The sequence below is a fragment of the Massilia sp. BAP21 genome (genome assembly GCF_057801335.1).
Window position 1 is genome coordinate 4729797 of record NZ_CM173596.1, and the last position, 24533, is coordinate 4754329.

A 24533-nucleotide genomic window follows, 5' to 3' on the forward strand; every position below is an offset into this window, starting at 1 on the left:
GCTTGCACATGTTTGCGACAGCCGGTGCGCCCGCTGGGAGTGCACCGGCTGTCTCCGTATCAGCGCAGCACCCGTAACACCAAAATCAATTAGACAGAGAACGATAGGGACATCCTCGTGCACATCCTCGAACAACGATTCCTCCGTGGCCCCAACCTCCACGCCGATACCCCCTGCCTGCTGAGCGTCATCGACCTGGAAGACCTGTACGGCGTCTCCTCGAAAGACATCCCCGGCTTCAACGACGCGCTGCTAACCATGCTGCCTTCGCTGCACGGCCAGCTGCTGCCGACCGGCCAGCCCGGCGGCTTCGCCCAGCGCCTGCGCGCCGGCACCTACCTGGCGCGCGTGGTCGAGCAGGTCACGCTTACCCTGCAATCGATGGCCGGCCCGACTGTCGGTTACGGCCGCACGCGGCCCAGCGCCGGCCGTCCCGGCCAGTTCCGCATCGTCGTCCAGTACGCCATCGAGAAGCTGGCCGAGCCATCCTTCCAGCTGGCGGTCGACTTGGTCACGGCGCTGGCGCTTGGCGAGGAATTTGATATCGACAGCCGCCTGAAGGAGTTGCGCTCGCTCGGCTCGCGCTATGCCATCGGCACCAGCACCGCGGCCGTGCTGGCCGCCGCCCACGAGCGCGGCATCCCGACGTCGCGCATCACCGACGATGCGAACCTGTTCCAGCTCGGCTGGGGCTCGAAACAGAAGCGCCTGCAAGCCACCACCACCGGCGACACCAGCTACGTCGCCGTGAAGATCGCCAGCGACAAGCAGTTGACCAAGGCCCTGCTGATGGAAGCCGGCGTGCCGGTGCCCGAAGGCGCCACCGTCACCACGGTGGAAGAAGCCCAGCGCGTCGCGCGCCGCGTCGGTAAACCGGTCGCCATCAAGCCGCTCGACGGCAATCAGGGCAAGGGCGTGACCACCAACTGCGCCACGCCAGAAGAAGTGGCCAAGGCCTTTGAATTCGCGCGCCAGTACGGCCGCAAGATCATCGTCGAACGCTCCGTCGAAGGCCGCGACTACCGCGTGCTGGTGGCCGGCGGACGGATTGCCGCCGCCTCGTTCCGCCGCCCGGCCCACGTGATCGGCGACGGCGTCAGCACCATCACGGAACTGGTCGAGATCGAGAACCAGAATCCGGCGCGCGGCAGCGGCCACAGCAACGTGCTGACCCGCCTCGCGCTCGACGCCCACGCCGAGGACATGCTGCGCCGCCAGGGCTATACGCCGGACGCCGTGCCGGCCCAGGGCGTGTGCGTGGAACTGCGCAGCAACGCCAATTTGTCCACCGGCGGCACCGCCGAAGACGTCACCGACCTGCTGCCCGAAACCACGCGCGCCCTGTGCGTGCGCGCCGCCAGCAAGATCGGCCTCGACGTGGCGGGCATCGACATCGTCTGCCAGGACATCTCGCAACCATTGGACGAGCAGGGCGGCGCCGTCATCGAAGTCAATGCCGCGCCGGGCATCCGCATGCACCAGCACCCGAGCAAGGGCGAGCCGCGCGACGCCGGCGAAGCCATCGTCGACGGCCTGATGGGGCCATCGAACGGGCGCATTCCGGTAGTGGCCGTGACCGGCACCAACGGCAAGACCACCACCACCCTGATGATCGCCCACGCCGCGCGCGTGGCGGGCCTGGGCACGGGCGTGACCACCACCGAGGGCGTGTTCGTCAACGGCAAGCGCCTGGTGAAGGGCGACTGCACCGGCTACTGGTCGGCGCGCACCGTGCTCTCGGCGCCGGACGTCGACTTCGCCGTGCTGGAAACGGCGCGCGGCGGCATCCTGAAGCGCGGCCTGGCGTTCGACCAGTGCGACGTCGGCGTGGTGCTGAACGTCTCGCCGGACCACCTGGGCCTGGACGGCGTCGAGACCATCGAGGACCTGGCGCAGGTGAAAGCGGTGGTCGCTTCGTCGGCCGCACGCGCGGTGGTGCTCAATGCCGAGGACGCGCTGTGCGTGTCGATGGTGCGCCGCGCGAAGCCGGGCGCCGAAGTCGTGTTCTTCTCGATGGAGCCGGAAAATCCGATCCTGCTCAAGCACATCGAGGATGGCGGGCGCGCCACCTATTTCCAGGACAACGCCATCGTGGTTGCCGACGGTAGCCGCCAGCAGGAACTGATGCGCGTCGAAGCCATGCCCGCCAGCTACGGCGGCCGCGCACGCTACAACATCGCCAACGCCCTGGCGGCGGCGGCGGCGCTGATGGCCTCGGGCTTCTCGAACACGCAGATCGCGGCCGGCCTGTCGACCTTTGTCTCGGACAGCAAGACCAACCCGCTGCGCACCAACGTGTTCGACGTGCGCGGCGTGACCGTGATCGTCGACTACGCGCACAACGCGGCGGCCTACGCGGCCCTGGCCGAAATGGCGCGTGCGCTGCTGCCGGGGCAACTGGTCGGCATCGTCACCGCACCGGGCGACCGCCGCGACAGCGATCTGATCCAGATTGGCGAGGTGTGCGGCGAGCGTTTCGACGAGCTGGTGGTGTACGAGTCGCAAAGCCGCGGGCGTCCGGTGGGCGGGGCGGTGGACTTGATCATCCAGGGCGCCGAGAACGTGGTCGGGCCGTCGGATACGCTGCACCGCGAGATCGAGGTGGACAAGGCGATCCGCCATGGCCTGAGCCTGTGCACGGCGGGCGACGTGCTGGTGTTTGCGTGCGGGTCGTCGCTGCAGGTGTTCATCGATGCGTTGCGCGTGGATGATCCGGAGAGTGCGGACCGGATCGCGGCACAGGCAATTTAAACACTTCGGTTTCGTATCGAAAAGGCTCCGGAAACGGAGCCTTTTTCATCGCTGGCCCTGACAAATTGTAGGGTGGGCACTCGTGCCCACGCGGTCGTACCGATGATCGACCCAACGATATGCAAGCGGACGAGATCGCCGAGCACATGGGTCAAGCCCCGGTGTGGGGCGCTGATGATCCACCGGTGAGACCGCGTGGGCACAAGTGCCCACCCTACGTACACCCCGGATGACCACGACACACCCGCACGGCCGCGCCACATCCGCGACCCCAAAAAAAAGCGGCCCCGCAGGGCCGCCGTCACTCTCTCATGTCGAGATATTACACCGCTTCCGCCTCGATCCGGCGCGCGGTTTCCGGCCTGGTCGGACGCAGCGCCTCGGTCAGTTCCGAGATCGACGAGCCGCAGCCGAACACCAGCACATCCCCAGGCTGGCACAGGGCCAGGCCGGCGCGGATCGCCTTGTGCACGTCCAGCTCGCACTGCAGGTGGTCGCCGGCGATGCGTCCCAGGCGCGCGCCCTGCACCAGCAGCTCGGCCACGCTGCCCGCCGCACGGCCACGGTTCTCGGTTTCGTACACCACCAGCTCGTCGAAGCCGGCGGCGCAGGTGCGGCCGATGTCGACCAGGTCGGCATCGCGCCGGTCCCCGGGCGCCGCCACCACACCCACCACGCGCCCCGGCGTCATCGCACGCGCGGTCTCGGCCAGGGCCGCATAGGCCGCGCAGTTGTGCGCGTAATCGACGATCACGGTCACGCCGTCGACGTCGAACAGGTTCGAGCGCAGCGGGTTGTGCTTGCTGTCGGAGACGAAGCTGCGCATGCCGGCCACGATCTCGGCGTTGCCGAAGCCGGAAGCGGCCAGCGCCGCGGTCGCCGCCAGGGCGTTCGCGATGTTGTAGCGCGCGCAGCCGTTGAGCGACACCGGCATCTGGCGCACGTCGACCAGGGCCTCGTGGCGGGCGCCGGTGGCCAGCACCACGGTATTGTCCTGCAGATAGACCCCGCGTCCGCCCGATTCCAGGTGGCGCAGCAGCACCGGGTTGTCGGCATCGAGTGCGAAATACAGCACCTCGACGTCGGCCTGCAGGTCCTTGGCCATCGCCACGCAATAGTCGTCCTCGGCATTCAGCACCACGGCGCGCGAGGCGCGCTGGGCCACCACGGCTTTCACTTTGGCCAGTTCCTCGACGGTGTCGACACCGTCCAGGCCCAGGTGGTCGCTGGAGACGTTCAGCACCACCGACACATCGCACTTGTCGTAGGCCAGGCCGCGCTTCAGGATGCCGCCGCGCGCCGTTTCCAGCACCGCGAAGTCGACTTCCGGCGAGGTGAGCAGGGCACGCGCCGAGCGGTAGCCGGTGCAGTCTCCCTCCATGATGCGCTGGCCGTCGATGTACACGCCTTCGGTGGTGGTGACGCCGGTGCGCTGGCCGGTCAGGCGCGCGGTGTGGGCGATCAGGAGCGAGGTCGTGGTCTTGCCGTTGGTGCCGGTCACGGCAACTAGCGGGATGCGGCCGTCGTCCTGCCCGAACAGGGCCTCGACGATGGCGGCGCCGGCATCGCGCGGGTTGCCGCGGCTCGGGTACTGGTGCATGCGGATGCCAGGCGCGGCGTTCACTTCGATGATGCCGCCCTTTTGCTCGCGCAGCGGCTGCGCGATGTCCTGGCAGATCACGTCGATGCCGGCCACGTCCAGGCCGATGGTGCGCGCGGCGCGGATGCAGATGTCGCGGGTTTCCTCGGGAAGAGAATCGGTCACGTCTTCGGCGGTGCCGCCCGTGGACAGATTGGCGTTGCCGCGCAGGTCGACCGAGACGCCGGCCGGCAGTACCGAGTCGAACCCGTAGCCTTGCTTGGCCAGGATCGCGGACGCCAGCGCGTCCATCGGGATCTTGGTCAGGATGTTGGTATGGCCTTCGCCGCGGGCCGGGTTCAGGTTTTCAAGCTCGACCAGTTCGCGCACGGTCGACTTGCCGTCGCCGGTGACGCAGGGCGGGCGGCGCCACGAGGCGGCGGCGATCTTGTTCCCGGTGACCAGCACGCGGTAGTCGCGGCCTTCCAGGAATTCCTCGACGATCACGTGGCGGCTGTACTTGCGCGCATGTTCGAACGCGCGCTCCACTTCTTCCGGCGTGGCGCAGACCGTGGTCACGCCCTTGCCCTGGTTGGCGTCGAGCGGCTTGATGGTGGCAGGGCCATCCAGGCGGCGCGCTACGCGCTGGGCCTCGGCGAGCGAGGTGACGGTGGCGCCGGCCGGGACCGGGCAGCCGGCCTGCTCTAACAGGGTCTTGGTCAGCTGCTTGTCGCTAGCGATGCCGACCGCGATGGAATTGGTGGCGCCGGTGATCGTCGCCTGCAGGCGCTTCTGGCGGCTGCCCCAGCCCAGCTGGAACAGATTCGCTTCGTCGGTGATGCGCAGGCTCGGGATGCCGCGCCGCTCGGCGGCCGAGACCATGGCGCCGGTGCTGGTGCCGATGGCATAGTCTTCGGCGACCTCGTGCAGCTCGGCCACGGCGGCCGCGAGGTCGAATTCCTTCCCGGCCTGCAGAGCCTCGATCAGGTCCAGCGCCACGTTCAGCGCGGCGCCGGCCACCTGCTCGGTGCGGTAGCCGCAGACGGCGCGGCGCGCGCCTTCGTTGCGCGCGACTTCCAGCGTCTGGCTGAAATCGGCCGGCGCGCCGGCCAGGCGCTGCAGTTCCATGACGACCGGCTCGACGGCGTCGGCGGCGCAGGTCAGCAGCGCCAGGCGCGCCGAGGCTTCGGGACTCAGGTCCGGCAGCAGGGCGACCAGGCGTGCAGGGAGGGCTGCAACTGCGCCGGGTGCGGCCTCGGCGCCGGCGGCGTCGATCACCGCCATCAGGCAGGGAGCTGCGCTGTACAGATTGGGGCCGCGCAGGAAGCGTTTTTCGATGATTCTCATGAGATCGTGGTCCGTTTCGTTACATTTTCAAGAAATTCTCGCAGCGAGCGTGGCATGGGCTTCGCTTCCTCGCCTTCCTGGGGCAGGTGGTAGCTGCTGCCGGCGGGCAGCAGGTGCAGGCGCACGTCGATCAGTTCCGGCGTATCGCGCTCGCGGATGTCGGCCATGTTGGTGAGCATGGTGCGGCCGTCGACCACGGTGACCGAGCCTTCGCCCAGCACTTCGATGCCGCGCCCGCGCTCGACCACCAGCGCGGTGTCCTCGTCGATGCCGATGCCCATCAAATACGGGTTCTGGGCCACCGCCGACAGCAGGCGCGCCAGGCGCTGGCGCTCCGAGAAGTGCTGGTCGATCACCACCTTGTGCAGGAAGCCCAGGCCGGCGCCCATGTGGACCGCGCCCTTCTCGGGCAGCAGGTCGGTCTTGCCCTGGGTGAGCATGTGGCCCGACATCGCCGAGGCGCCGGCGCTGGTGCCGCCGATGCAGGCGCCGCGCACTTTCAGGGCGGTGTGCATCTCGGCGTCGAGCGCGGTGCCGCCGATGATCGCCATCAGGCGCTTCTGGTCGCCGCCGGTCATGAAGATGCCGTCGGCCTCGGCCACCATGCGCACCTTCTCTTCGTCGTTGGCGTCCTGGCGCGATTCGAGCGACAGGTGCGAACGCTGGCGCACGCCGAGGTCGCCGAAGGCCTGGTCGTAGATGTCCCACATGTCGTCGGCGATCTTGCTGGCCGCGGTGATGACGACGATGCGGGCGTTCTCGCCGCCCGCCAGTTCGACGAAGCGGGTCAGGATTTCCTTGCGGTGTTCGCGGTCTTCATGGCCGCCGATGATGACGAGGTGGCCGTGCTTTGCTGTCTGGTGGGGTTCGGTTTTCATTTAGTCTTCGATTTTTGCGGTTGGCATGGTCTTGTTGCTGCACGAGCCGGCTTCGGTTTTCGTCACGGCGATCAGGCCGATGTCGACCTCCTTGTCGAAGAGGTCGATGCCGCGCTGCAGCGCCTGCTGCAGCGGCATACCGGCTTCGATCCAGCCGTAGACGGTGCGGGCCAGCATGTGGCGCACGATGTGCTCGCCGATGCCGGTGGCGGCGATCGCGCCGTGCGTGCCGGCATAGAAACCGGCGCCGACGATGGCGGTGTCGCCCACGCGGCCCAGCAGCGAGGGCGCCGAGCCGCCGGTGGAGCCGGCCACGGCGAAGTGGCCGTCCGGCGTGCGCACCACGGCGCCGACGGTGTCGCAGGCTTTCGAAGGCGGCAGCTGCAGCGGTGTCTTGTAGTTCCAGAAGCGGTCGAACAGGCGGTTGCCGACGCCGGGCATGACCGGCACCGAGCCGGCCAGCTGGCACAGCAGCTTGCGGTGCTTTTCGCGCTGTTCCTCGGAGATCGGCTTGGCCTGGGGCAGGCCGATGGCGCGCGCAAAGCGCTCGGCGCCTTCGCCGGCCAGCAGCACGTGCGGGGTGTCGGAGATGGCGCGCGCCAGCAGCACCGGGTTGCGCACGTCGCGCACGGCGGCGACCGCGCCCAGGCGCCCGCGCGTATCCATGATCGAGGCGTCCATTTCAACCGTCGAGCCATCCAGGCACAGCACCGAGCCGGTGCCCGCATTGAAGCGCTCGTCTTCTTCGAAGACCACGACGGCGGCAATCGCCGCGTCGAGCGCGTCCCCGCCGGCGAGGAAGCGCGCATGGCCATCCTTGGCCGCGCGTTCGGCGCCGTCGGTCAGGTCCAGCGATTCGCCGGCGCCGCCATGGGTCACGATGGCAAAGCCTGGCTGTTTGTTCTGCATTTCCTGTCTTCCTCTCTGTTTTCTTGCGTTGCCTTTGCGCTTGTGACGCGTGGCATATCTAAGACAGGATTATGCAAAACGGGATAGAAAACACCTATCGGTTGCCCAGCCGTGACAATGTAAGATGAAACTTACAAGGAAGACAACTTGTTGATGAAAATCACAACAGAGCGCTACGGATCGCCTGTTTCAGCTCGCGCGCAACCTGCGTGCGCACCGCTTCGGATACATAGGCGCCAAGCTGCACGCGGCGGCCGTGCGACTCAAGCTCGATCAGCTTGCGTTCGCGCGGGGCGGGCGGCAGGATGCGGGTCCAGTAGGGATCGAGGCGGATTTCCTCGCGCCGGCCGGCGTCCCAGCGTTCGATCAGCAGACAGCCCTCGTCCAGCACAATGGTCTCGACGTCGAGCGCGTGGCGCGCGTAATACAGCAGCGCCATGCCGACCGCCGTCATCTCGACCAGGGCAAAGGCCAGCACCATCCAGATCCCTTGCACCAGGAACACCAGGGCGATGCCGAACGAGGCCGCACAGAGCAGGGCGTAGACAGCCGCCGACTGGCTCGGCGTCAGCGAGCAATTGCGTTTCAGGGTCCAGCGCCGGGCAAGCAAGCTCATCGCGTCTCCCGCTTTCCTTGTGGGTGCCGCAATTATAGGCAGACAGGGGCCGGCGGCGGCGCGGGCCTGCACCGGGACGGCGACGGGGCCGCGGCACCCCAAAACGTGTTGCACCCGCAACGCCGCGCGGCCCCGGTTCCCGGCAGCGCCTGCTTCTGGTAAAATCCCGCCCCTTCAAAAGAAAGGCAGACATGAGCAACGCATGCGGCGTCGACTTCGGCACCTCGAATTCCACGGTAGGCTGGATCGCCCCCACAACCGGACAGGCAGCTGCCCAGCGCACGCTGCTCGCCCTCGAAGACGGCAAGCCGACCCTGCCGTCGGTGGTGTTCTTCAATGCCGACGACGAAGAGGTGCGCTATGGCCGCGCCGCCCTGGCCGACTACCTGCAAGGCTATGAAGGCCGCCTGATGCGCTCACTGAAAAGCCTGCTCGGCACCAGCCTGATGGATGGCCAGACCGAAGTGGCCGGCCGCGCGCTGCCGTTCCGCCTGCTGCTGGCCCAGTTCATCGGCGAGGTCAAGCGCCGTGCCGAGCGCCAGGCGGATCGTCCCTTCGAGCGCGCCGTATTCGGCCGCCCGGTGTTCTTCATCGACGACAACCGCGCTGCCGACCAGTTGGCCGAGGACACCCTGGCCGAGGTGGCGAAGAGCGTGGGCTTCCGCGAGATCGCCTTCCAGTACGAGCCGATCGCCGCCGCCTTCGACTACGAGTCGCAGATCGACCGCGAGGAACTAGTGCTGATCGCCGACATCGGCGGCGGTACCTCCGACTTTTCGCTGGTGCGGCTGGGACCGGAACGCGCGAAGCAAACCGAGCGGCGCCAGGACATCCTGGCCACCGGCGGCGTGCACATCGGCGGCACCGATTTCGATAAATACCTGAGCCTGGCCAGCGTGATGCCGCTGCTCGGCTACGGCAGCCTGCTGCGCTCGGGCGCCGACATCCCGTCGAGCTATTACTTCAACCTGGCGACCTGGCACACCATCAACCAGGCTTATACGCGCAAGAGCGTGGCCCAGCTCGAAGACCTGGTGCGCGACGCCCAGGAGCCGGCCAAGCTGAAGCGCCTGCAGCACCTGATCGACGAGCGCGCCGGCCACTGGCTGGCGATGCAGGTCGAGGCGGCCAAGATCGGTTTGTCGGATCAAACGTCGGTGTCGCTGGCGCTCGACCGCCTGGCGCCGCCGGAAACCCTGCTGGTCGAGCGCGTGCAATTCGAAAACGCGATCGGCGGCCTGTTGGATGCCATCGACGGCACCGTGCTGCGCCTGCTGGCCGATGCCGGCCTCAAGCCGGACGCGGTCGACACCGTGTTCTTCACCGGCGGTTCGAGCGGCGTCGGCCTGTTGCGCGAACGCGTCGGCGCCCTGGTGCCGGGCGCGCGCAAGGTCGAGGGAGACCTGTTCGGCAGCATCGGCGCCGGCCTGGCCCTCGACGCGCTGCGCAAATTCGGCTAAGGTTTCGGTATGCACCCGCTTATGTACCACTTTGAACGCCCCATCGTGATGCTCGACTTCGAGACCACGGGCCTGTCGCCCGCCATGGGCGACCGCATCACCGAAGTCGCGGCCCTGCGCATCGAAGGCGGGCAGGTTACCGAACGCTACGTCTCGCTGGTCAACTGCGGCGTGCGCATCCCGGCCTTCATCACCGGCCTCACCGGCATCACCCAGGAGATGGTCGATACGGCGCCGCCGGCGTCGCGCGTGGTGCCGGAACTGCTCGACTTCATCGGCGGCGACACCCTGTCTGCCCACAACGCCAGCTTCGACGAGAAGTTCCTGCTGGCCGAGGCCGAACGCCTGCAGCGCAGCTGCGGCCACGCCGGCCTGGTGTGCTCGCTCAAGCTCTCGCGCCGCGTGTTTCCGGGCATGGCCAGCTACAAGCTGGGCCAGCTCTCGCGCCAGCTCGGCATCGCCTTCCGCGGCTCCGCCCACCGGGCCGAGGCCGACGCCGAGGTCGCCGCCGACGTGCTGATCCATATCGGCCGCCATATCGCCTCGTCCTACGGACTGGAAGCGGTGGCGCCCGAGCTGCTGGTGTCGCTGAACCGGCTTGCCGCGGCCAAGGTGCCGGGCTGGCTCGACAAGTACGCCGCCGACAGGCGCGCCTTGCGCGTCGCCTGAGTCCCACGCCTGAGTCCTAAGTCTTAGCCTCACGCCTGACGAGCCCGCCGCGCAGCTGCCCGGCGGGCTTTTTTGTTTGTGCGCACGCGGGCACGATTGCGCGCAGTCAAACTCCCGCTTTTCTTCGTCGTTAAAATTTTGCCAATACTTATCAGGTTGCCATGCGTCGGCGCGCACCTCGGTGCCCAGCCCTGCCGCGCATGAGGCAAACCACGCGTACACACGTCCAACTTCGGGAACCGGCATGAACCGCCAGAAGCTCCACCGCGAGAGCCATCAGACCTACGTGTGGTTCCGCGACGCCGCCGAGCGCGGCAATCCGTATGCCCAGTTCAATCTCGGCATCCTGTACAAGAAGGGCGAGGGCGTGGAGCGCGACGATGCCGCCGCCTTCCGCTGGCTGCGCCTGGCCGCGCTGCAGGGGCTGGCCTTTGCCCAGAACCACCTCGGCGCCATGTATTACCACGGCCGCGGCGTCGAAGCCTGCGACGCCGAGAGCGCGCGCTGGTTCCGCCTCGCCGCCGACCAGGGCGACGCCTCGGCCCAGCAGAACCTCGGCCACATGTACCGCAAGGGGCGCGGCGTGGCGCAGGACCACGAGCGCGCGCTGTCCTGGTACTACCGCGCGGCCGAGCAGGGCGTGGCCAGCGCCCAGAACCTGCTCGGCGAATGCTACCTGCACGGCCTGGGCGCCGCCATCAACTATCCGCTGGCCATGGCCTGGTTCCGCAAGGCGGCGCTGCAGGGCGACGCCCCGGCCCAGCTGAACCTGGGCCAGATGTACCGCCGCGGGCAAGGCGTGGATGCCAGCGACTCGCAGGCCCTGTACTGGTTCCGCCAGGCCGCCGCCGCCGGCGAGCGCGGCGCCCAGCGCCAGCTCGGCCTGGCCTATGCCGACGGCCTGGGCGTCAAGGCCGATTCGCGGCGCGCCCTGGCCTGGCTGCAGCGCGCCGCCAACCATGGCGACCGCGAAGCCCAGTTCATCCTCGGCACCCTGTATGCCGAAGGGCGGCACGCCGAACGCGACGAGCCGCACGCCATCGAGTGGTACACGCGCGCCGCCAGCCAGGGCCACGTCGGCGCCCAGTACAACCTGGCCAACATGTACGCGCACGGCCGCGGCGCCCCCGCCGACCCGCAGCGCGCCTTCGATTGGTACCGGCGCGCCGCCGAGCAGGGCGCGCCGAACGCCCAGTTCAACCTCGGCGTCATCTACGCCAACGGCCAGGGCGTGGAACGCGACGACGCGCGCGCCGCCCGCTGGTACGGCCTGGCCGCCGGCCAGGGCGACGCCAGCGCCCAGAACAACCTGGGCGTGATGTATGCCAGCGGCCAGGGCGTGCCCCAGGACGACCGGCGCGCCGTCTACTGGTACACGCAAGCCGCGGAACAGGGCCATGCGCTGGCCCAGTACAACCTCGGCGGCATGTACAACAGCGGCCGCGGCGTGGCGCGCGATCCGGTGCGGGCCTATATGTGGATGCTGCTGGCGGCCGATGGCGGCGATGCCACGGCCAACGTCAACAAGACCATCGTGGCGCGGCGGTTGAATCCGTTGGAGATCGGGCGGGCGATCGACTTGTCGCACAAGTGGCAGCTGAGCCATCGGGAGACGAGGCGACAGGGGGGCTAGCGTCGGGCCTCGTGGGTTTGCAGGGTATCGGCATGGCCTGCGCGACGCCTGTGCCTGCGTCCCGGCCTGCGCTGACATATGCGTGGCCTCGATCGGCGACAGGTGTACAAGGCGTGAGAATCGGTGATCTTTTTCGTCTGGCCGATCTGTTAAGCTGGCGCACGTATCCGCATCGGCAGGATGCCGCCTGATGCGTCGAGCGCTGGCACCGTGCCGCTATCCCACCACGACGAGGCGGCAACCCGCTCCGGCATCCAGGTCCATCATCTGCGCATGTTCCATTTGCTTTTTCTTGCTTTGCCTTACACCGCACTGTTCGCGCTGGCGCTGGTGATGCCGGGGCGGCGTTCGCTGGCCGCCTGCTCTGTCTTGCTCGGCTTGCCTCTGGCCTGGCTGGTGCTGGAGGGGTTTCGATCGATGGGCCGGGCACCTGGGGGCGCGATCCTGGGTGTGGCGGTCATGACGGGAATCATCTGTATTGCCGCGGCGGGATTCGTTTCCGGCGCCGTCTCGCGCTGGGCCATGCTGGCGCTCCCGCGCGTCGCGCAGACGCGTGTCCGCTCGGCGCTGCTGGTACTCGCCGGCTCCCTCGCGATTCCCTCGGTGCTGGCAGGATCGATGTGGTGGTCGCAACAGCGCACTCGTGTTCCCGATGGCGCCTGCCTTGCCGCACATCACCAGGTCGAACTCGCGGGCGCCGCATTCCGCCTGCCTTCGGCGCCGATCTTCACCGTGTGGACGAAAGCGGACAAGCCTTACGCCTTGTCAAGGCATGAGGACATGCGCGCATTTTGCAGCCTCAGTGGCGACGCGGACAAACCAATCGGCATTGTAAGACTGTCCATCGACATAGATAGGCTCCTCTACAAAGGACCGCCCGTGCGCGACAAGTTCTGTGCGTTGAGTAAAGAGGACTGGGCGCAGCAGCTTTGTCACGCCGGTGAACGAACGGCGTTGTCGCGTCAGGGTGTGCCCGATGAGATATCGATCTACTCCCCGACGCGGGACGATCTCCGACGGATGGGCGTCAGCGATCGGGGCGCCTATCGCGCGTTCGTCAAGGAAAACGAAGCCGCAATAGCGTCGGGCCGGCCATTGCAGGTGACGCAGACCGCCGACTTCAGCCACTACGCGAACGGCTACTGGATCGCGCGCGACCGCAACTGGAAAAACGATGCGGGCGAGCCTTTTTCCCTCTACTGCTACGAGACCAAACCATCGAACATGCTGCTGTGCAGCACGACTTACCGCCTGAGTCTGGGGCCGCATGCCAGCTATAGTTTCCGTGCCCATCCTGACGAGCTCGCATCTGTGGCCAAGACGGTCGACGCGAATGTTCACCGTTTCATGCGCAGTTTCCAGTCCAAGTGATAAGCAGGATAGTGAAGCGGATTGTCACTTCGGCGGCTGCCCGTTCGACGCCATCAAGCCCGCATCCACCGGCAGGTTCACACCGGTAATCAGGCGCGCATCCTCGCTCGCCAGGAAAGCCATCGCCGCGGCCACGCCTTCCGGGTCCTCGGGTGCGCCGAGCGGCATGCGCTCCCTGAACTTGGCGACCAGTTCCGGGTTGCTCACCATGTCCTCGGTCATGCCGGTTTTCGTGAAGCTCGGATTGACTGCGTTCACGCGCACGCCATCCTTGCCCGCGTCCATTGCCATCGCGCGCACCATGTTGCTGACCGCGCCTTTCGAGGTGTTGTAGGCAAACATGTTCCAGTCACCGCCCAGGCCCGACACCGACGAGGTCATGACGATAGACCCTTTTGTTTTCACGAGTTCGGGCATGGCCGCCTTGGCCATGTGGAAGTAGCCGGCGACGTTCACGGCCATGACGCGTTCGAAGTCTTCTTCGCTGGTTTTCGTGATGTCGCCTTCGACCGCCATGCCGGCATTGTTGACCAGGATATGCAGCCCGCCGAAGCGCTCCACGGCTGCCTTCACTGCGGTCGCCGCGGTTTGCTTGTCAGCCGTATCGCCGACCTGCACCAGGACACGGTCCTGCGGCAGCCCGGCAGCGGCCTCCTTGAGTTCGGCTTCGTCGATGTCGAGCATCACGACACGGGCGCCTTCATCCAGGAAGCGGCGGGCGGCGGCCAGCCCGATGCCGGAAGCGGCACCCGTGACCAGCACGGTCTTGTCATTAAAACGATTCATGTTCGCTCCTTCGAAATTGGCAAATTCGCTACATTGCGAGTGAAACGAACATAGCACAGCGGTGGAAAGCGGGCTTTTCGGTTGTTGGTCCTGCGTGACCGGAAGAATGTCCACACACCCCGTATTGACGGGCTCGCTTCAGTCGTGCAACGGATCGGCTGGCCTGCCGTAAAGTCGCGCACTGCCGGGTTCTAGGCTATGATGCCCGGCGGCACATCCGCCTTTCCCGAACCACGTTCCGAGAAGAAAATGCACATGAGACAAGCAACGCTCGCCCTGGCCCTGATGATGGCTTTCGGCGCCCATGCCGCCGCCCCTGCGTCCTGCCCAGCCGGCCAGGCGCCGACCTACCCGGTCACGAAGAAAGTCGACCAGAGCGACAACTACCACGGCACCACGATTGCCGACCCTTACCGCTGGCTGGAAGACGCCAACAGCGCCGAGACCAAGGAATGGGTCGACGCCCAGGTTGCGGTGACCCAGGCTTACCTGGCCCAGATCCCGCAGCGCAAGGCAATCCAGGAACGCCTGACGAAGTTGTGGAACTACGAGCGCTACTCGGTGCCGTCGAAAGAGGGCGGCCGCTATTTCTACAGCCGCAACGACGGCCTGCAGAACCAGTCGGTGCTGTACACGATGAAGAATTTGTCGGACGAGCCGCGCATGCTGCTCGACCCGAACACCCTGGCAGCGGACGGCACGGTCGCCCTGGCCGGCGTCGAAGTCAGCCCGGACGGTAAACTCATGGCCTACGGCACCGCTGCCTCGGGTTCCGACTGGAACGAGTGGAAGGTGCGCGACATCGACAGCGGCAAGGACCTGGAAGACCACCTGAAGTGGGTCAAGTTCTCGCAAACCGCCTGGACGAAAGACGGCAAGGGCTTCTTCTACAGCCGCTACGACGAGCCGACCGAAGCCACGAAGCTGGCCGCCGTCAACTACCACCAGAAACTGTACTTCCACAAGATCGGCACGCCGCAAAGCGCCGACACCCTGGTCTACGACCGTCCGGACGAAAAGGAATGGGGCTTCCGCGCCAAGACCACCGACGACGGCAAGTACCTGCTGATCACGGCCACCAAGGGCACCGCGCATAAATACCGCATCTTCATCAAGGACCTGTCGAAGGCCGACTCGAAGGTCGTGCCGCTGATCGACAACTTCGATGCCGCCTACGACTTCATCGACAACGTCGGCGACGTGTTCTACTTCAGCACCGACCGCAAGGCGCCGCGCCAGCGCATCGTCGCCATCGACGTGCGCAAGCCTGCCGAGGCCAACTGGAAGGAAATCGTCGCCGAATCCGGCGACACCCTGAACGCCGCCCATGTCGTCGGCGACCGCCTGATCGTCGAGTACCTGAAGGATGCGCGCAGCGTCGTGCGCGTGAGCGATTTGAACGGCAAGTTCATCCGCGAGATCGCGCTGCCGGGCATCGGTTCGGTGTCGGGCTTCACGGGCAAGCGCGGCGACAAGGAAACCTTCTTCTCGTTCACCGGCTTCACCACCCCGACCACCATCTACCGTATGGATGTGGCCAGCGGCAAGACCGAGGTGTTCCGCCAGCCGAAGGTCGACTTCGACCCGAACGCCTATGAAACGCGCCAGCAGTTCTTCACCAGCCGCGACGGCACCAAGGTGCCGATGTTCATCGTCTCGAAGAAGGGCCTGAAGCTGGACGGCAGCAACCCGACCTATTTGTACGGCTACGGCGGCTTCAATATCTCGATGCTGCCTGCCTTCTCGCCTGCCAACCTGGCGTGGATGGAAATGGGCGGCGTCTACGTGGTCGCCAACCTGCGCGGCGGTGGAGAATACGGCGAGTCCTGGCACCAGGCCGGCACCAAGCTGCAGAAGCAGAACGTGTTCGACGACTTCATCGGCGCGGCGCAGTGGCTGGTCGACAACAAGGTGACCTCTCCGTCGAAACTGGCGATCGGCGGCGGCAGCAATGGCGGCCTGCTGGTCGGTGCGGCCATGACCCAGCGTCCGGATTTGTTCGGCGCGGCGATCCCGATGGTGGGCGTGCTGGACATGCTGCGCTTCCACAAGTTCACCATCGGCTGGGCCTGGACCTCGGACTACGGCTCGTCGGAGAATCCGGACGAGTTCAAGGCATTGGTGAAGTATTCGCCGCTGCATAACCTGAAACCGGGCACGCAGTATCCGGCGACGATGATCACCACCGCCGACCACGACGACCGCGTGGTGCCGGCGCACAGCTTCAAGTTTGCCGCCGCCGCCCAGGCTGCGCAGGCGGGCTGCAATCCGATGATCATCCGCATCGATACCAAGGCAGGGCATGGCGCGGGTAAGCCGACCGCCAAGCAGATCGAGGAAGTGGCGGACCGTTGGGGCTTCCTGACCAAGGCGTTGAAGATGTAATGGCGTGTGCACCGGGCGGCTTGCCGCGCGATGCATGAAATGACCGCGCCAGGCGAATCGCGATGATTCGGCTGGCCCGGTCTGTTTTTGTGACGCGGCTGTTCGAACGTTCTACCGCGTGGGCTCAAGAGCCCACCCTACAGGTTCGACAGCCGGGTTTTTGTAGGGTGGGCTCTCGAGCCCACGCTGTACGCCAGCCGATCATCCACATTTTTATACAACATATGTTTTCATAAGAAAACAAATGTCCAAAGATGGGCGGACGCAATCCGCCTACCTGTGCACCACCACCAGCAAGGCCTTCGCCTCCGTCTTCCCCACATTCCTCAGCACATGATCCTGGTCCGCCGGATAGCGCGCCGTCCCGCCGGCCTTGACCTTGCGCTTCGATGCCCCGACTTCGATCTCCAGCGTGCCGTTAATCACGGTCATGTGCTCCTTGGTACCCGGGTCATGCGCCTGCGACGCCAGTTCGCCGCCCGGCGCCAGCGTCAGCTCGTACCATTCGTACTGCCCGGCCAGTTCCATCGGCCCCAGGATGCGCAGCGTGTAGCCGGCATGCGTGCCGGGCAGGGTAGGGGTCTCGTGCGCATCGAGCACGCGGATCGACTCCACGTTCGGGGTTTCCGATGCCAGCAATTCGCCGATCTGCACGCCGAGCGCATTCGCCAGACGCCAGGTGATGGCGATGGTAGGATTCGCTTTTTCGCGCTCGATCTGGGACAGCATCGACTTCGACACCCCCGCGATGCGCGACAGGTCCTCCAGCGTCAGGCCGCGCGCCAGGCGCAGGCGCTGCAGGGTGGCGCCGACTTCCGGCGGGGCGTTATTCGTCGTGACGGGGGTTTTCATCGTTTTCAGGTGCCAGTAAATGGAAAGCCGCCGGACCTTGCCAAGTTCAACAGGTCGGCGTAATATTCATTATATTGAATTTCAGTTCGAGATAGCGAAAAAGCAGCGCAACACTGAACTGGTACAACAAGCGGTCAACGGTACAGCATAGTCCAACGGCCGGTCAAGCCGGCAACCACAGACAGGGAAATCACATGAGCGAACAAGCGAAGAACGCCTTTTATACTGGTCTGCAGAACAATCTGTCGACCCTGCGCGACCAGGGCCTGTTCAAGCCCGAGCGCGTGCTGGCCTCGCGCCAGGGCGCCGAGGTGCAGTCGGAAGACGGCCGCACCCTGATCAACATGTGCGCGAATAACTACCTGGGCCTGTCGGGCGATGCCGAAACCCAGAAAGCCGCCGAAGCCGCGCTGGCCAAGTATGGCTATGGCCTGTCGTCGGTGCGCTTCATCTGCGGCACCCAGACCGTGCACAAGGAACTGGAACAGGCGCTCTCGAAGTTCCTCGGTACCGAAGACACCATCCTGTACGCAGCGGCGTTCGATGCCAACGGCGGCGTGTTCGAGCCGCTGTTCGACGAAAACGACGCCATCATCTCCGACGCCCTGAACCACGCTTCGCTGATCGACGGCATCCGCCTGTGCAAGGCCGCGCGCTACCGCTACGCCAACAACGACATGGCCGACCTGGAAGCGCAACTGCAGGCCGCCACCGCCGCCGGCAAGCGCCACAAGGTCATCGTCACCGACGGCGCCTTCTCGATGGACGGCACGATCGCCCAGCTCGACAAGATCGTCGAACTGGCGGAGCAGTACGGCGCCCTGACCCTGATCGACGAATCGCACGCTTCGGGCTTCCTCGGCGCCACCGGCCGCGGCACCCACGAGCACTGCGGCGTGATCGGCAAGATCGACATCATCACCGGCACCCTCGGCAAGGCCCTGGGCGGTGCGATGGGCGGCTTCACCTCGGGCCGCAAGGAAGTCATCGAGACCCTGCGCCAGAAGTCGCGTCCTTACCTGTTCTCGAATACCCTGGCGCCGATGATCGCCGGCGCCTCGCTCGCCGTGCTGGACCGCATCAGCAAGTCGACCGAACTGCGCGACCGCCTGATGGAAAACACCGCCTACTTCCGCAAGGAGATCGAGCGCATCGGCTTCACCATCAAGCCGGGCACGCACCCGGTGGTGCCGGTGATGCTGTTCGACGCGCCGGTGGCGCAACGATTCGCCGCGCGCATGTTCGAACTGGGCGTGCTGCTGTCGGGCTTCTTCTATCCGGTGGTGCCGATGGGCCAGGCGCGCGTGCGCGTCCAGCTGTCCGCCGCCCACACCCGCGAACAGCTCGACACCGTGCTGGCCGCCTTCGAGCAGGCCGGCAAAGAGCTCGGCATCCTCAAGAATAATTAAATCAATCAGGCTTCAAGGAATCACAGCAAATGGAACGCATCCTCATCATCGGCGCCAACGGCCAGATCGGCAGCGAACTGGTCTCCGCACTCGCAGAACAACACGGCGCCGGGAATGTGCTCGCCACCGACATCGGCAGCAACAACGTCTACGGCGCGGCGCGCTACGCCCAGCTCGACGTGCTGGACAAGGACAAGCTGGCGCAAGTGATCGCCGACGAAGGCATCACCCAGGTCTACCAGCTGGCCGCGCTGCTGTCGGCCACCGGCGAAAAGGCGCCCTTGAAGGCCTGGACCCTGAACATGGACGGCCTGCTGAACATCCTGGAAGTGGCGCGCGAGCGCGGCGAAGCCGGCAAACCGCTGAAAGTGTTCTGGCCATCGTCGATCGCCGCCTTCGGCCCGAACACCCCGGCCGAGAACACCGCGCAGTACACGGTGATGGACCCGACCACCATCTACGGCATCAGCAAACTGGCCGGCGAGCGCCTGTGCGAGTACTACCACACCAAGTACGGCGTGGACGTGCGTTCGATCCGCTACCCCGGCATCATCAGCTTCAAGTCGCCTCCGGGCGGCGGCACCACCGACTACGCCATCGCCATCTTCCATGCGGCGCTCAAGAACGAGACCTACGAGTGCTTCCTGGGTCCCGAGACCACGCTGCCGATGATCTACATGCCGGACGCGATCCGCGCCACGGTCGAACTGATGGACGCGCCAGCCGAACAAGTCAAGATCCGCTCCTCGTACAACGTCGCCGGTGTGTCGTTCAACCCGCGCGAACTGGCTGCCGCTATCCAGAAGGCCGTGCCGGCATTCGAGATCGCGTATAAACCGGACAGCCGCCAGGCGATTGCCGACACCTGGCCGAAGAGCCTGGACGACAGCCGCGCGACTGCGGACTGGGGCTGGAAAGCGCGTGTCGGCATCGAAGAGATGGTCGCTTCCATGCTCGAGAACATCGACGTCGGCGCCACCGCTTAAAGTACATAATAAGAAAAGCCGGAGACAAAGATGGACATGAGCGTTTTCGATCTGTTCAAGATCGGTATCGGGCCATCGAGCTCGCACACGGTGGGCCCGATGGTGGCGGCGCGCCGCTTCCTGCTGGAGTCGGGCGCGCTGGATGAAGCGGTCGGCGTCGAAGCCCACCTGTACGGTTCGCTGGCGCTGACCGGGGTCGGCCATGCCACCGACAAGGCGGTGATCCTCGGCCTGATGGGCGAGACCCCGCAGGACATCGACCCGGACACGGTCGAGGACAAGCTAGCCGAAGCAGAACTCGACGGCGTGCTGCGCCTGCTGGGCACGCACGAGGTGCCGTTCACGGCGCGCAGCAACCTGGTCTGGCACAAGACCTCGACCCTGCCCGAGCACCCGAACGGCATGCGCTTCGTGCTGCAGCTGAAGGACGGCAGCGTCATCGAGCGCATCTATTATTCGGTCGGCGGCGGCTTCATCACCGCGGCCGGCGAAGCGCAGGCGCGCGCGAACGAAGCGCCGCAGGGGCAGACGCAGGTGCCGTTCCCCTTCGACACCATGAGCGAACTGCTGGCCCACGGCAAGCAGCACGGCCTGTCGATCCCGCACATGCTGCGCGCAAACGAGTTGGTGCGCATGAGCGAGGCGGAGCTCGATGCCGGCCTGGACCGCATCTGGGTCACGATGCGCGACTGCATCGCCCACGGTTTGGTTACCGAAGGCCAGCTGCCGGGTGGCTTGAACGTCAAGCGCCGCGCGGCCACCCTGTGGAAGCAGGCGCACTGCAACGAGGGCAAGCGCGTGAACGAGCTGCCGCACGACGCGACCCACCACGTGACGCTGTATGCGATGGCGGTGAACGAAGAGAATGCGGCCGGCGGGCGTGTGGTGACGGCGCCGACGAATGGCGCGGCCGGCATCATCCCGGCGGTACTGCGCTACTACGCCGAGGACTGCCGCCCAACCGACGCGGCGAAAGGCATCCGCGACTTCCTGCTGACTTCGAGTGCGATCGGCATGCTGTGCAAGAAGAACGCCTCGATCTCGGGCGCCGAAGTCGGCTGCCAGGGCGAGGTCGGCGTGGCCTGCGCGATGGCCGCGGCCGGCCTGGTGGCGGCGCTCGGCGGCTCGAACGAGCGCATCGAGAACGCGGCCGAAATCGGCATCGAACACCACCTCGGCATGACCTGCGACCCGATCGGCGGCCTGGTGCAGATTCCCTGCATCGAGCGCAACGGCATGGGCGCGATCAAGGCCATCACGGCGGCCTCGCTGGCGCTGAAGGGCGACGGCACCCACTTCGTCAGCCTCGACAACGTGATCGAGACCATGCGCCAGACGGGGGCGGATATGCAGGCGAAGTACAAGGAGACCTCGCTGGGTGGGTTGGCGGTGCATGTGGTAACGGTGAATCACGCGGCTTGCTGATCGTGCGCCCTACGCGGACCTCTAACGGCATTCACTGACCCGGCTATAACCGTACGGTGGGCACTCCGTGCCCACGCGGAAGCCAGCGCAGCGTTAGCTTCGTCCACATCGAAACCGACGCGTTATCGCGGCGCTTCGAGAAGCGCTGTCGAAACGCGTCGTTTTCGATTTTTTCACGTGCCAACGAAACGCGAACATCCGCGTGGGCACTTTGTGTTTGAGGCCCCCGGCCTCAAACACCCCACCCTACGGTCGAGGCCAACGATGTTGATGGCGTTCCAGGATCGCTCTAGTCAGAACGACCACACCAATCTCGACCACACATACAGGATCTGCCGGCCCGCACTATAATAAAAGAATCAACGCGAGCCCAACCGGATCATTTACGTATGCAATATGTGTCTACCCGCGCAACGAGCGCGTCCGCTTCCCGCAATCCGGAAACCTTCTCGACCATCCTGCTCGGCGGCCTGGCCCCCGATGGTGGCCTGTTCATGCCGGCCTCCTACCCGCAGGTAACCAGCGACGAGCTGAGCGCCTGGCGCAAGCTCTCCTACGCCGAGCTGGCCTATGAAATCCTGCGCAAGTTTGCGACCGACATCCCGGACGCCGACCTGAAGGCGCTCACCGCCAAGACCTACACGCCCGAGGTCTACCGCAACGCGCGCGAAGGCGAATCCGCCGCCGACATCACACCGCTGCGCACCCTGGAAGACGAAAACGGCCGCAAGCTGATCCTGCAAGCCCTGTCCAACGGCCCGACCCTGGCCTTCAAGGACATGGCCATGCAACTGCTCGGCAATTTGTTCGAATACGCGCTGGCCAAGAACGACGACGAACTGAACATCTTCGGCGCCACCTCGGGCGACACCGGCAGCGCCGCCGAGTACGCGATGCGCGGCAAGCGCGGCGTGCGCGTGTTCATGCTGTCGCCGAACGAGAAGATGAGCGCCTTCCAGACCGCGCAGATGTTCAGCCTGCAGGACCCGAACATCTTCAACATCGCGGTCGAGGGCGTGTTCGACGACTGCCAGGACATGGTCAAGGCGGTCTCGAACGATCTCTCCTTCAAGGCGCGCCACAAGATCGGCACCGTCAACTCCATCAACTGGGCGCGCGTGGTCGCGCAGGTGGTCTACTACTTCCGTGGCTACCTCGCAGCGACGACGGGCAACGAGCAAAAGGTGTCGTTCACCGTCCCCTCGGGGAACTTCGGCAACATCTGCGCCGGCCACATCGCGCGCATGATGGGCCTGCCGATTCATAAGCTGGTGGTCGCCACCAACGAAAACGACGTGCTCGACGAATTCTTCCGCACCGGCGTCTACCGTGTACGCAAGAGCGCCGAGACCTACCACACCAGCAGCCCGTCGATGGACATCTCGAAAGCGTCGAACTTCGAGCGCTTCGTCTACGACCTGGTCGGCCAGGACAGCGAACGCACCGCGGCGCTGTTCCGCAAGGTCGACACCCACGGCGGCTTCGATTTGTCGGGCGGGCCGGGCAGCGACGGCGACGAATTCGCCCGCGTCGGCGACTACGGCTTCGCGTCGGGCAAGTCGACCCACCTTGATCGCCTCGACACCATCCGCATGGCCTTCGACGACTACGGCATCACCGTCGACACCCACACCGCCGACGGCATCAAGGTCGCGCGCGAGCACATCGAAGCCGGCGTGCCGATGATCGTGCTGGAAACCGCGCTGGCCGCCAAATTCAACGAAACCATCCTGGAAGCGATCGGGGTCGATGCCGAGCGTCCCGCCGGCTTCGAGGACCTCGAACTGCTGCCGCAAAAATTCGTGCTGATGCGCCCGAACGTCGACGAAATGAAGACCTTCATCGCGGCGCACACCGGACTGTAACCATGACACCAACGAACGACAAACCCGCGTCGGCGCGGGCGATGCTGACCGTGCGCGAAGCGCTCGACACGCTGCTCGCCGCCGTGCACCCCGTACCTGACACCGAACAGATTCCCACGCTCGAGGCCAATGGCCGCGTGCTGGCCCGGGACCAGGCCTCGACCATCGATGTGCCTTCCGCCGACAACACCCAGATGGACGGCTACGCCGTGCGCGCGGCCGACTGCATAAATGGCGGCGCCGTCCTGCGCGTGGCCCAGCGCATCCCGGCCGGCACCGTCGGCGAGCCACTCGAACCCGGCACCGCCGCGCGCATCTTCACCGGCGCCATGATCCCGCAAGGGGCCGACGCGGTGGTGATGCAGGAGCAGTGCGAAGCCCAGGGCGAGAACGTGGTGATCCGCCACACGCCGAAAGCCGGCGAATGGATCCGCCGCACCGGCGAAGACATCGTCGCCGGCTCCACGATCCTCGCTGCCGGCACCCGCCTGCGCAGCCAGGAACTGGGACTGGCTGCCTCGGTTGGCCTGGCGCAGCTGCCGGTGCGCCGCCGCGTGCGCGTGGCCGTGTTCTTCACCGGCGACGAACTGACCATGCCGGGCGAAGCGCCGGGCGGCCAGCTGGCGCCGGGCGCCATCTACAACTCGAACCGCTTCACCCTGCGCGGCCTGCTGGAAAACTTCGGCTGCCAGATCACCGATTTCGGCATCGTGCCCGATTCGCTGGAGGCCACCCGCGCCACCCTGCGCGCAGCGGCGCGCGAGCATGACCTGATCATCACCTCGGGCGGCGTCTCGGTGGGCGAGGAAGACCACATCAAGCCGGCCGTGGAAGCGGAAGGGCAGCTGAACATGTGGCAGATCGCCGTCAAGCCGGGCAAGCCGCTGGCGTTCGGCAACGTGCATCGTGAGAACGGCAGCAGCGTAAGCAGCCCCACTGGGGCTGCTTACTTTATCGGCCTGCCGGGCAATCCAGTGTCGAGCTTCATCACCTTCCTGCTGTTCGTGCGGCCCTTCCTGCTGCGCCTGCAGGGCGTGAGCGGCCCGGTCGAGCCGCGCGCCTACCAGATGCGCGCCGACTTCAGCCTGCCGAAGGCCGACCGCCGCAACGAATTCCTGCGCGTGCGCGTGAACGCCGGCGGCGGGCTGGAGCTGTTCACCAACCAGGGTTCGGGCGTGCTGACCTCCACCGTGTGGGGCGACGGCCTGGTCGACAACCCGCCGGGACGCATGATCAACGAAGGCGACATCGTGCGCTTCATCCCGTTTGCCGAACTCCAGCACTGACACCATGTACATCGAACTGCGATTTTTTGCCTCCGTGCGCGAGGCCCTGGGCCTGGCGCAGGAGCGTGTGGAACTACCCGACGACGTGCGCACCGTGGGCGCCGTGCGCGACTACCTGATCGCGCGCGGCGGCGCCTGGGCCGAAACCCTGGCGCACGGACGCGCGCTGCGCATGGCCTTCAACCACGTGATGTGCGCACCCGAGACGGTGCTTGCCGAAGGCGGAGAAGTGGCCTTCTTCCCGCCGGTGACGGGCGGCTGAACGGGTAGGGTGGACGGCTATGCCGTCCACGCGTCCAAACCACCTGTGCATCGCACAGACATGG

The 24533-nt window shown here is 66.1% G+C and carries 18 protein-coding genes; 12 read left to right on the forward strand and 6 right to left on the reverse strand.

Annotated features, from left to right (window positions below):
* The first annotated feature begins 117 nt into the window (after positions 1 to 117).
* A complete protein-coding gene (gene cphA / locus ACWYRN_RS20885) occupies positions 118 to 2751 on the forward strand; it encodes a cyanophycin synthetase (RefSeq protein WP_488689627.1) in 2634 nt (877 codons plus the stop codon).
* A gap of 322 nt (positions 2752 to 3073) precedes the next feature.
* Here cphA (ACWYRN_RS20885) and cphA (ACWYRN_RS20890) read toward each other — a convergent pair whose 3' ends face one another.
* The 4 genes from cphA (ACWYRN_RS20890) to ACWYRN_RS20905 all read right to left on the reverse strand — a co-directional run bounded on the left by cphA (ACWYRN_RS20890) (position 3074) and on the right by ACWYRN_RS20905 (position 8080).
* Positions 3074 to 5677 (reverse strand): cyanophycin synthetase, encoded by a 2604-nt coding sequence (gene cphA, locus ACWYRN_RS20890; RefSeq protein WP_488689628.1) that lies wholly within the window; start codon positions 5675 to 5677, stop codon positions 3074 to 3076.
* On the reverse strand, positions 5674 to 6555 hold the full coding sequence (locus ACWYRN_RS20895; RefSeq protein ID WP_488689629.1) for a cyanophycinase: 882 nt from the start codon (positions 6553 to 6555) through the stop codon (positions 5674 to 5676). The genes cphA (ACWYRN_RS20890) and ACWYRN_RS20895 overlap by 4 nt, the downstream gene beginning before the upstream one ends.
* Entirely contained in the window at positions 6556 to 7464 is a 909-nt protein-coding gene (locus ACWYRN_RS20900; protein WP_488689631.1) for an isoaspartyl peptidase/L-asparaginase, read from the reverse strand. It lies immediately after the preceding gene.
* A 160-nt stretch (positions 7465 to 7624) separates the two neighbouring features.
* Complete coding sequence (locus ACWYRN_RS20905) at positions 7625 to 8080, reverse strand: DUF2244 domain-containing protein (protein ID WP_488689633.1); 456 nt, start codon at positions 8078 to 8080, stop codon at positions 7625 to 7627.
* Between the two features lie 191 nt (positions 8081 to 8271).
* On the opposite strand from ACWYRN_RS20905, the gene ACWYRN_RS20910 reads away from it, so the two are divergent.
* The 4 genes from ACWYRN_RS20910 to ACWYRN_RS20925 all read left to right on the forward strand — a co-directional run bounded on the left by ACWYRN_RS20910 (position 8272) and on the right by ACWYRN_RS20925 (position 13213).
* The gene (locus ACWYRN_RS20910) at positions 8272 to 9540 is read left to right on the forward strand and encodes an Hsp70 family protein (protein WP_488689634.1); all 1269 of its coding nucleotides are present in this window, start codon (positions 8272 to 8274) and stop codon (positions 9538 to 9540) included.
* A gap of 21 nt (positions 9541 to 9561) precedes the next feature.
* Positions 9562 to 10209 (forward strand): 3'-5' exonuclease, encoded by a 648-nt coding sequence (locus tag ACWYRN_RS20915; protein WP_488689635.1) that lies wholly within the window; start codon positions 9562 to 9564, stop codon positions 10207 to 10209.
* Positions 10210 to 10453: 244 nt separating this feature from the next.
* Entirely contained in the window at positions 10454 to 11842 is a 1389-nt protein-coding gene (locus ACWYRN_RS20920; protein ID WP_488689636.1) for a tetratricopeptide repeat protein, read from the forward strand.
* Positions 11843 to 12022: 180 nt separating this feature from the next.
* A complete protein-coding gene (locus ACWYRN_RS20925; RefSeq protein ID WP_488689637.1) occupies positions 12023 to 13213 on the forward strand; it encodes a hypothetical protein in 1191 nt (396 codons plus the stop codon).
* Positions 13214 to 13237: 24 nt separating this feature from the next.
* On the opposite strand, the gene budC is transcribed toward ACWYRN_RS20925, so the two are convergent.
* Positions 13238 to 13999 carry a meso-2,3-butanediol dehydrogenase gene (gene budC / locus ACWYRN_RS20930; protein ID WP_488689638.1) on the reverse strand — a complete coding sequence of 254 codons (762 nt, stop codon included), beginning with the start codon at positions 13997 to 13999 and terminating at the stop codon, positions 13238 to 13240.
* 255 nt (positions 14000 to 14254) lie between these two features.
* Between budC and ACWYRN_RS20935 the strand changes: the two genes are divergently transcribed.
* Positions 14255 to 16384, forward strand: a complete 2130-nt coding sequence (locus ACWYRN_RS20935; protein ID WP_488689640.1) for a prolyl oligopeptidase family serine peptidase — start codon at positions 14255 to 14257, stop codon at positions 16382 to 16384.
* Positions 16385 to 16657: 273 nt separating this feature from the next.
* Here the strand turns inward: ACWYRN_RS20935 and ACWYRN_RS20940 are convergent, their stop codons facing one another.
* Positions 16658 to 17236: a helix-turn-helix domain-containing protein gene (locus ACWYRN_RS20940; RefSeq protein WP_488689642.1), complete on the reverse strand. Its 579-nt coding sequence runs from the start codon at positions 17234 to 17236 to the stop codon at positions 16658 to 16660.
* Positions 17237 to 17430: 194 nt separating this feature from the next.
* Between ACWYRN_RS20940 and kbl the strand changes: the two genes are divergently transcribed.
* From kbl to moaD, 6 genes are all read left to right on the forward strand, one after another.
* A complete protein-coding gene (gene kbl, locus ACWYRN_RS20945; RefSeq protein WP_488689644.1) occupies positions 17431 to 18645 on the forward strand; it encodes a glycine C-acetyltransferase in 1215 nt (404 codons plus the stop codon).
* 29 nt (positions 18646 to 18674) lie between these two features.
* The gene (locus ACWYRN_RS20950; RefSeq protein WP_488689646.1) at positions 18675 to 19631 is read left to right on the forward strand and encodes an NAD-dependent epimerase/dehydratase family protein; all 957 of its coding nucleotides are present in this window, start codon (positions 18675 to 18677) and stop codon (positions 19629 to 19631) included.
* 30 nt (positions 19632 to 19661) lie between these two features.
* Entirely contained in the window at positions 19662 to 21056 is a 1395-nt protein-coding gene (locus ACWYRN_RS20955) for an L-serine ammonia-lyase (RefSeq protein WP_488689648.1), read from the forward strand.
* Between the two features lie 389 nt (positions 21057 to 21445).
* On the forward strand, positions 21446 to 22921 hold the full coding sequence (gene thrC, locus ACWYRN_RS20960) for a threonine synthase (RefSeq protein ID WP_488689650.1): 1476 nt from the start codon (positions 21446 to 21448) through the stop codon (positions 22919 to 22921).
* A 2-nt stretch (positions 22922 to 22923) separates the two neighbouring features.
* Positions 22924 to 24207 (forward strand): molybdopterin molybdotransferase MoeA, encoded by a 1284-nt coding sequence (locus tag ACWYRN_RS20965; RefSeq protein WP_488689651.1) that lies wholly within the window; start codon positions 22924 to 22926, stop codon positions 24205 to 24207.
* Positions 24208 to 24211: 4 nt separating this feature from the next.
* Entirely contained in the window at positions 24212 to 24469 is a 258-nt protein-coding gene (gene moaD, locus ACWYRN_RS20970; RefSeq protein WP_488689652.1) for a molybdopterin converting factor subunit 1, read from the forward strand.
* Positions 24470 to 24533 lie beyond the last annotated feature (64 nt).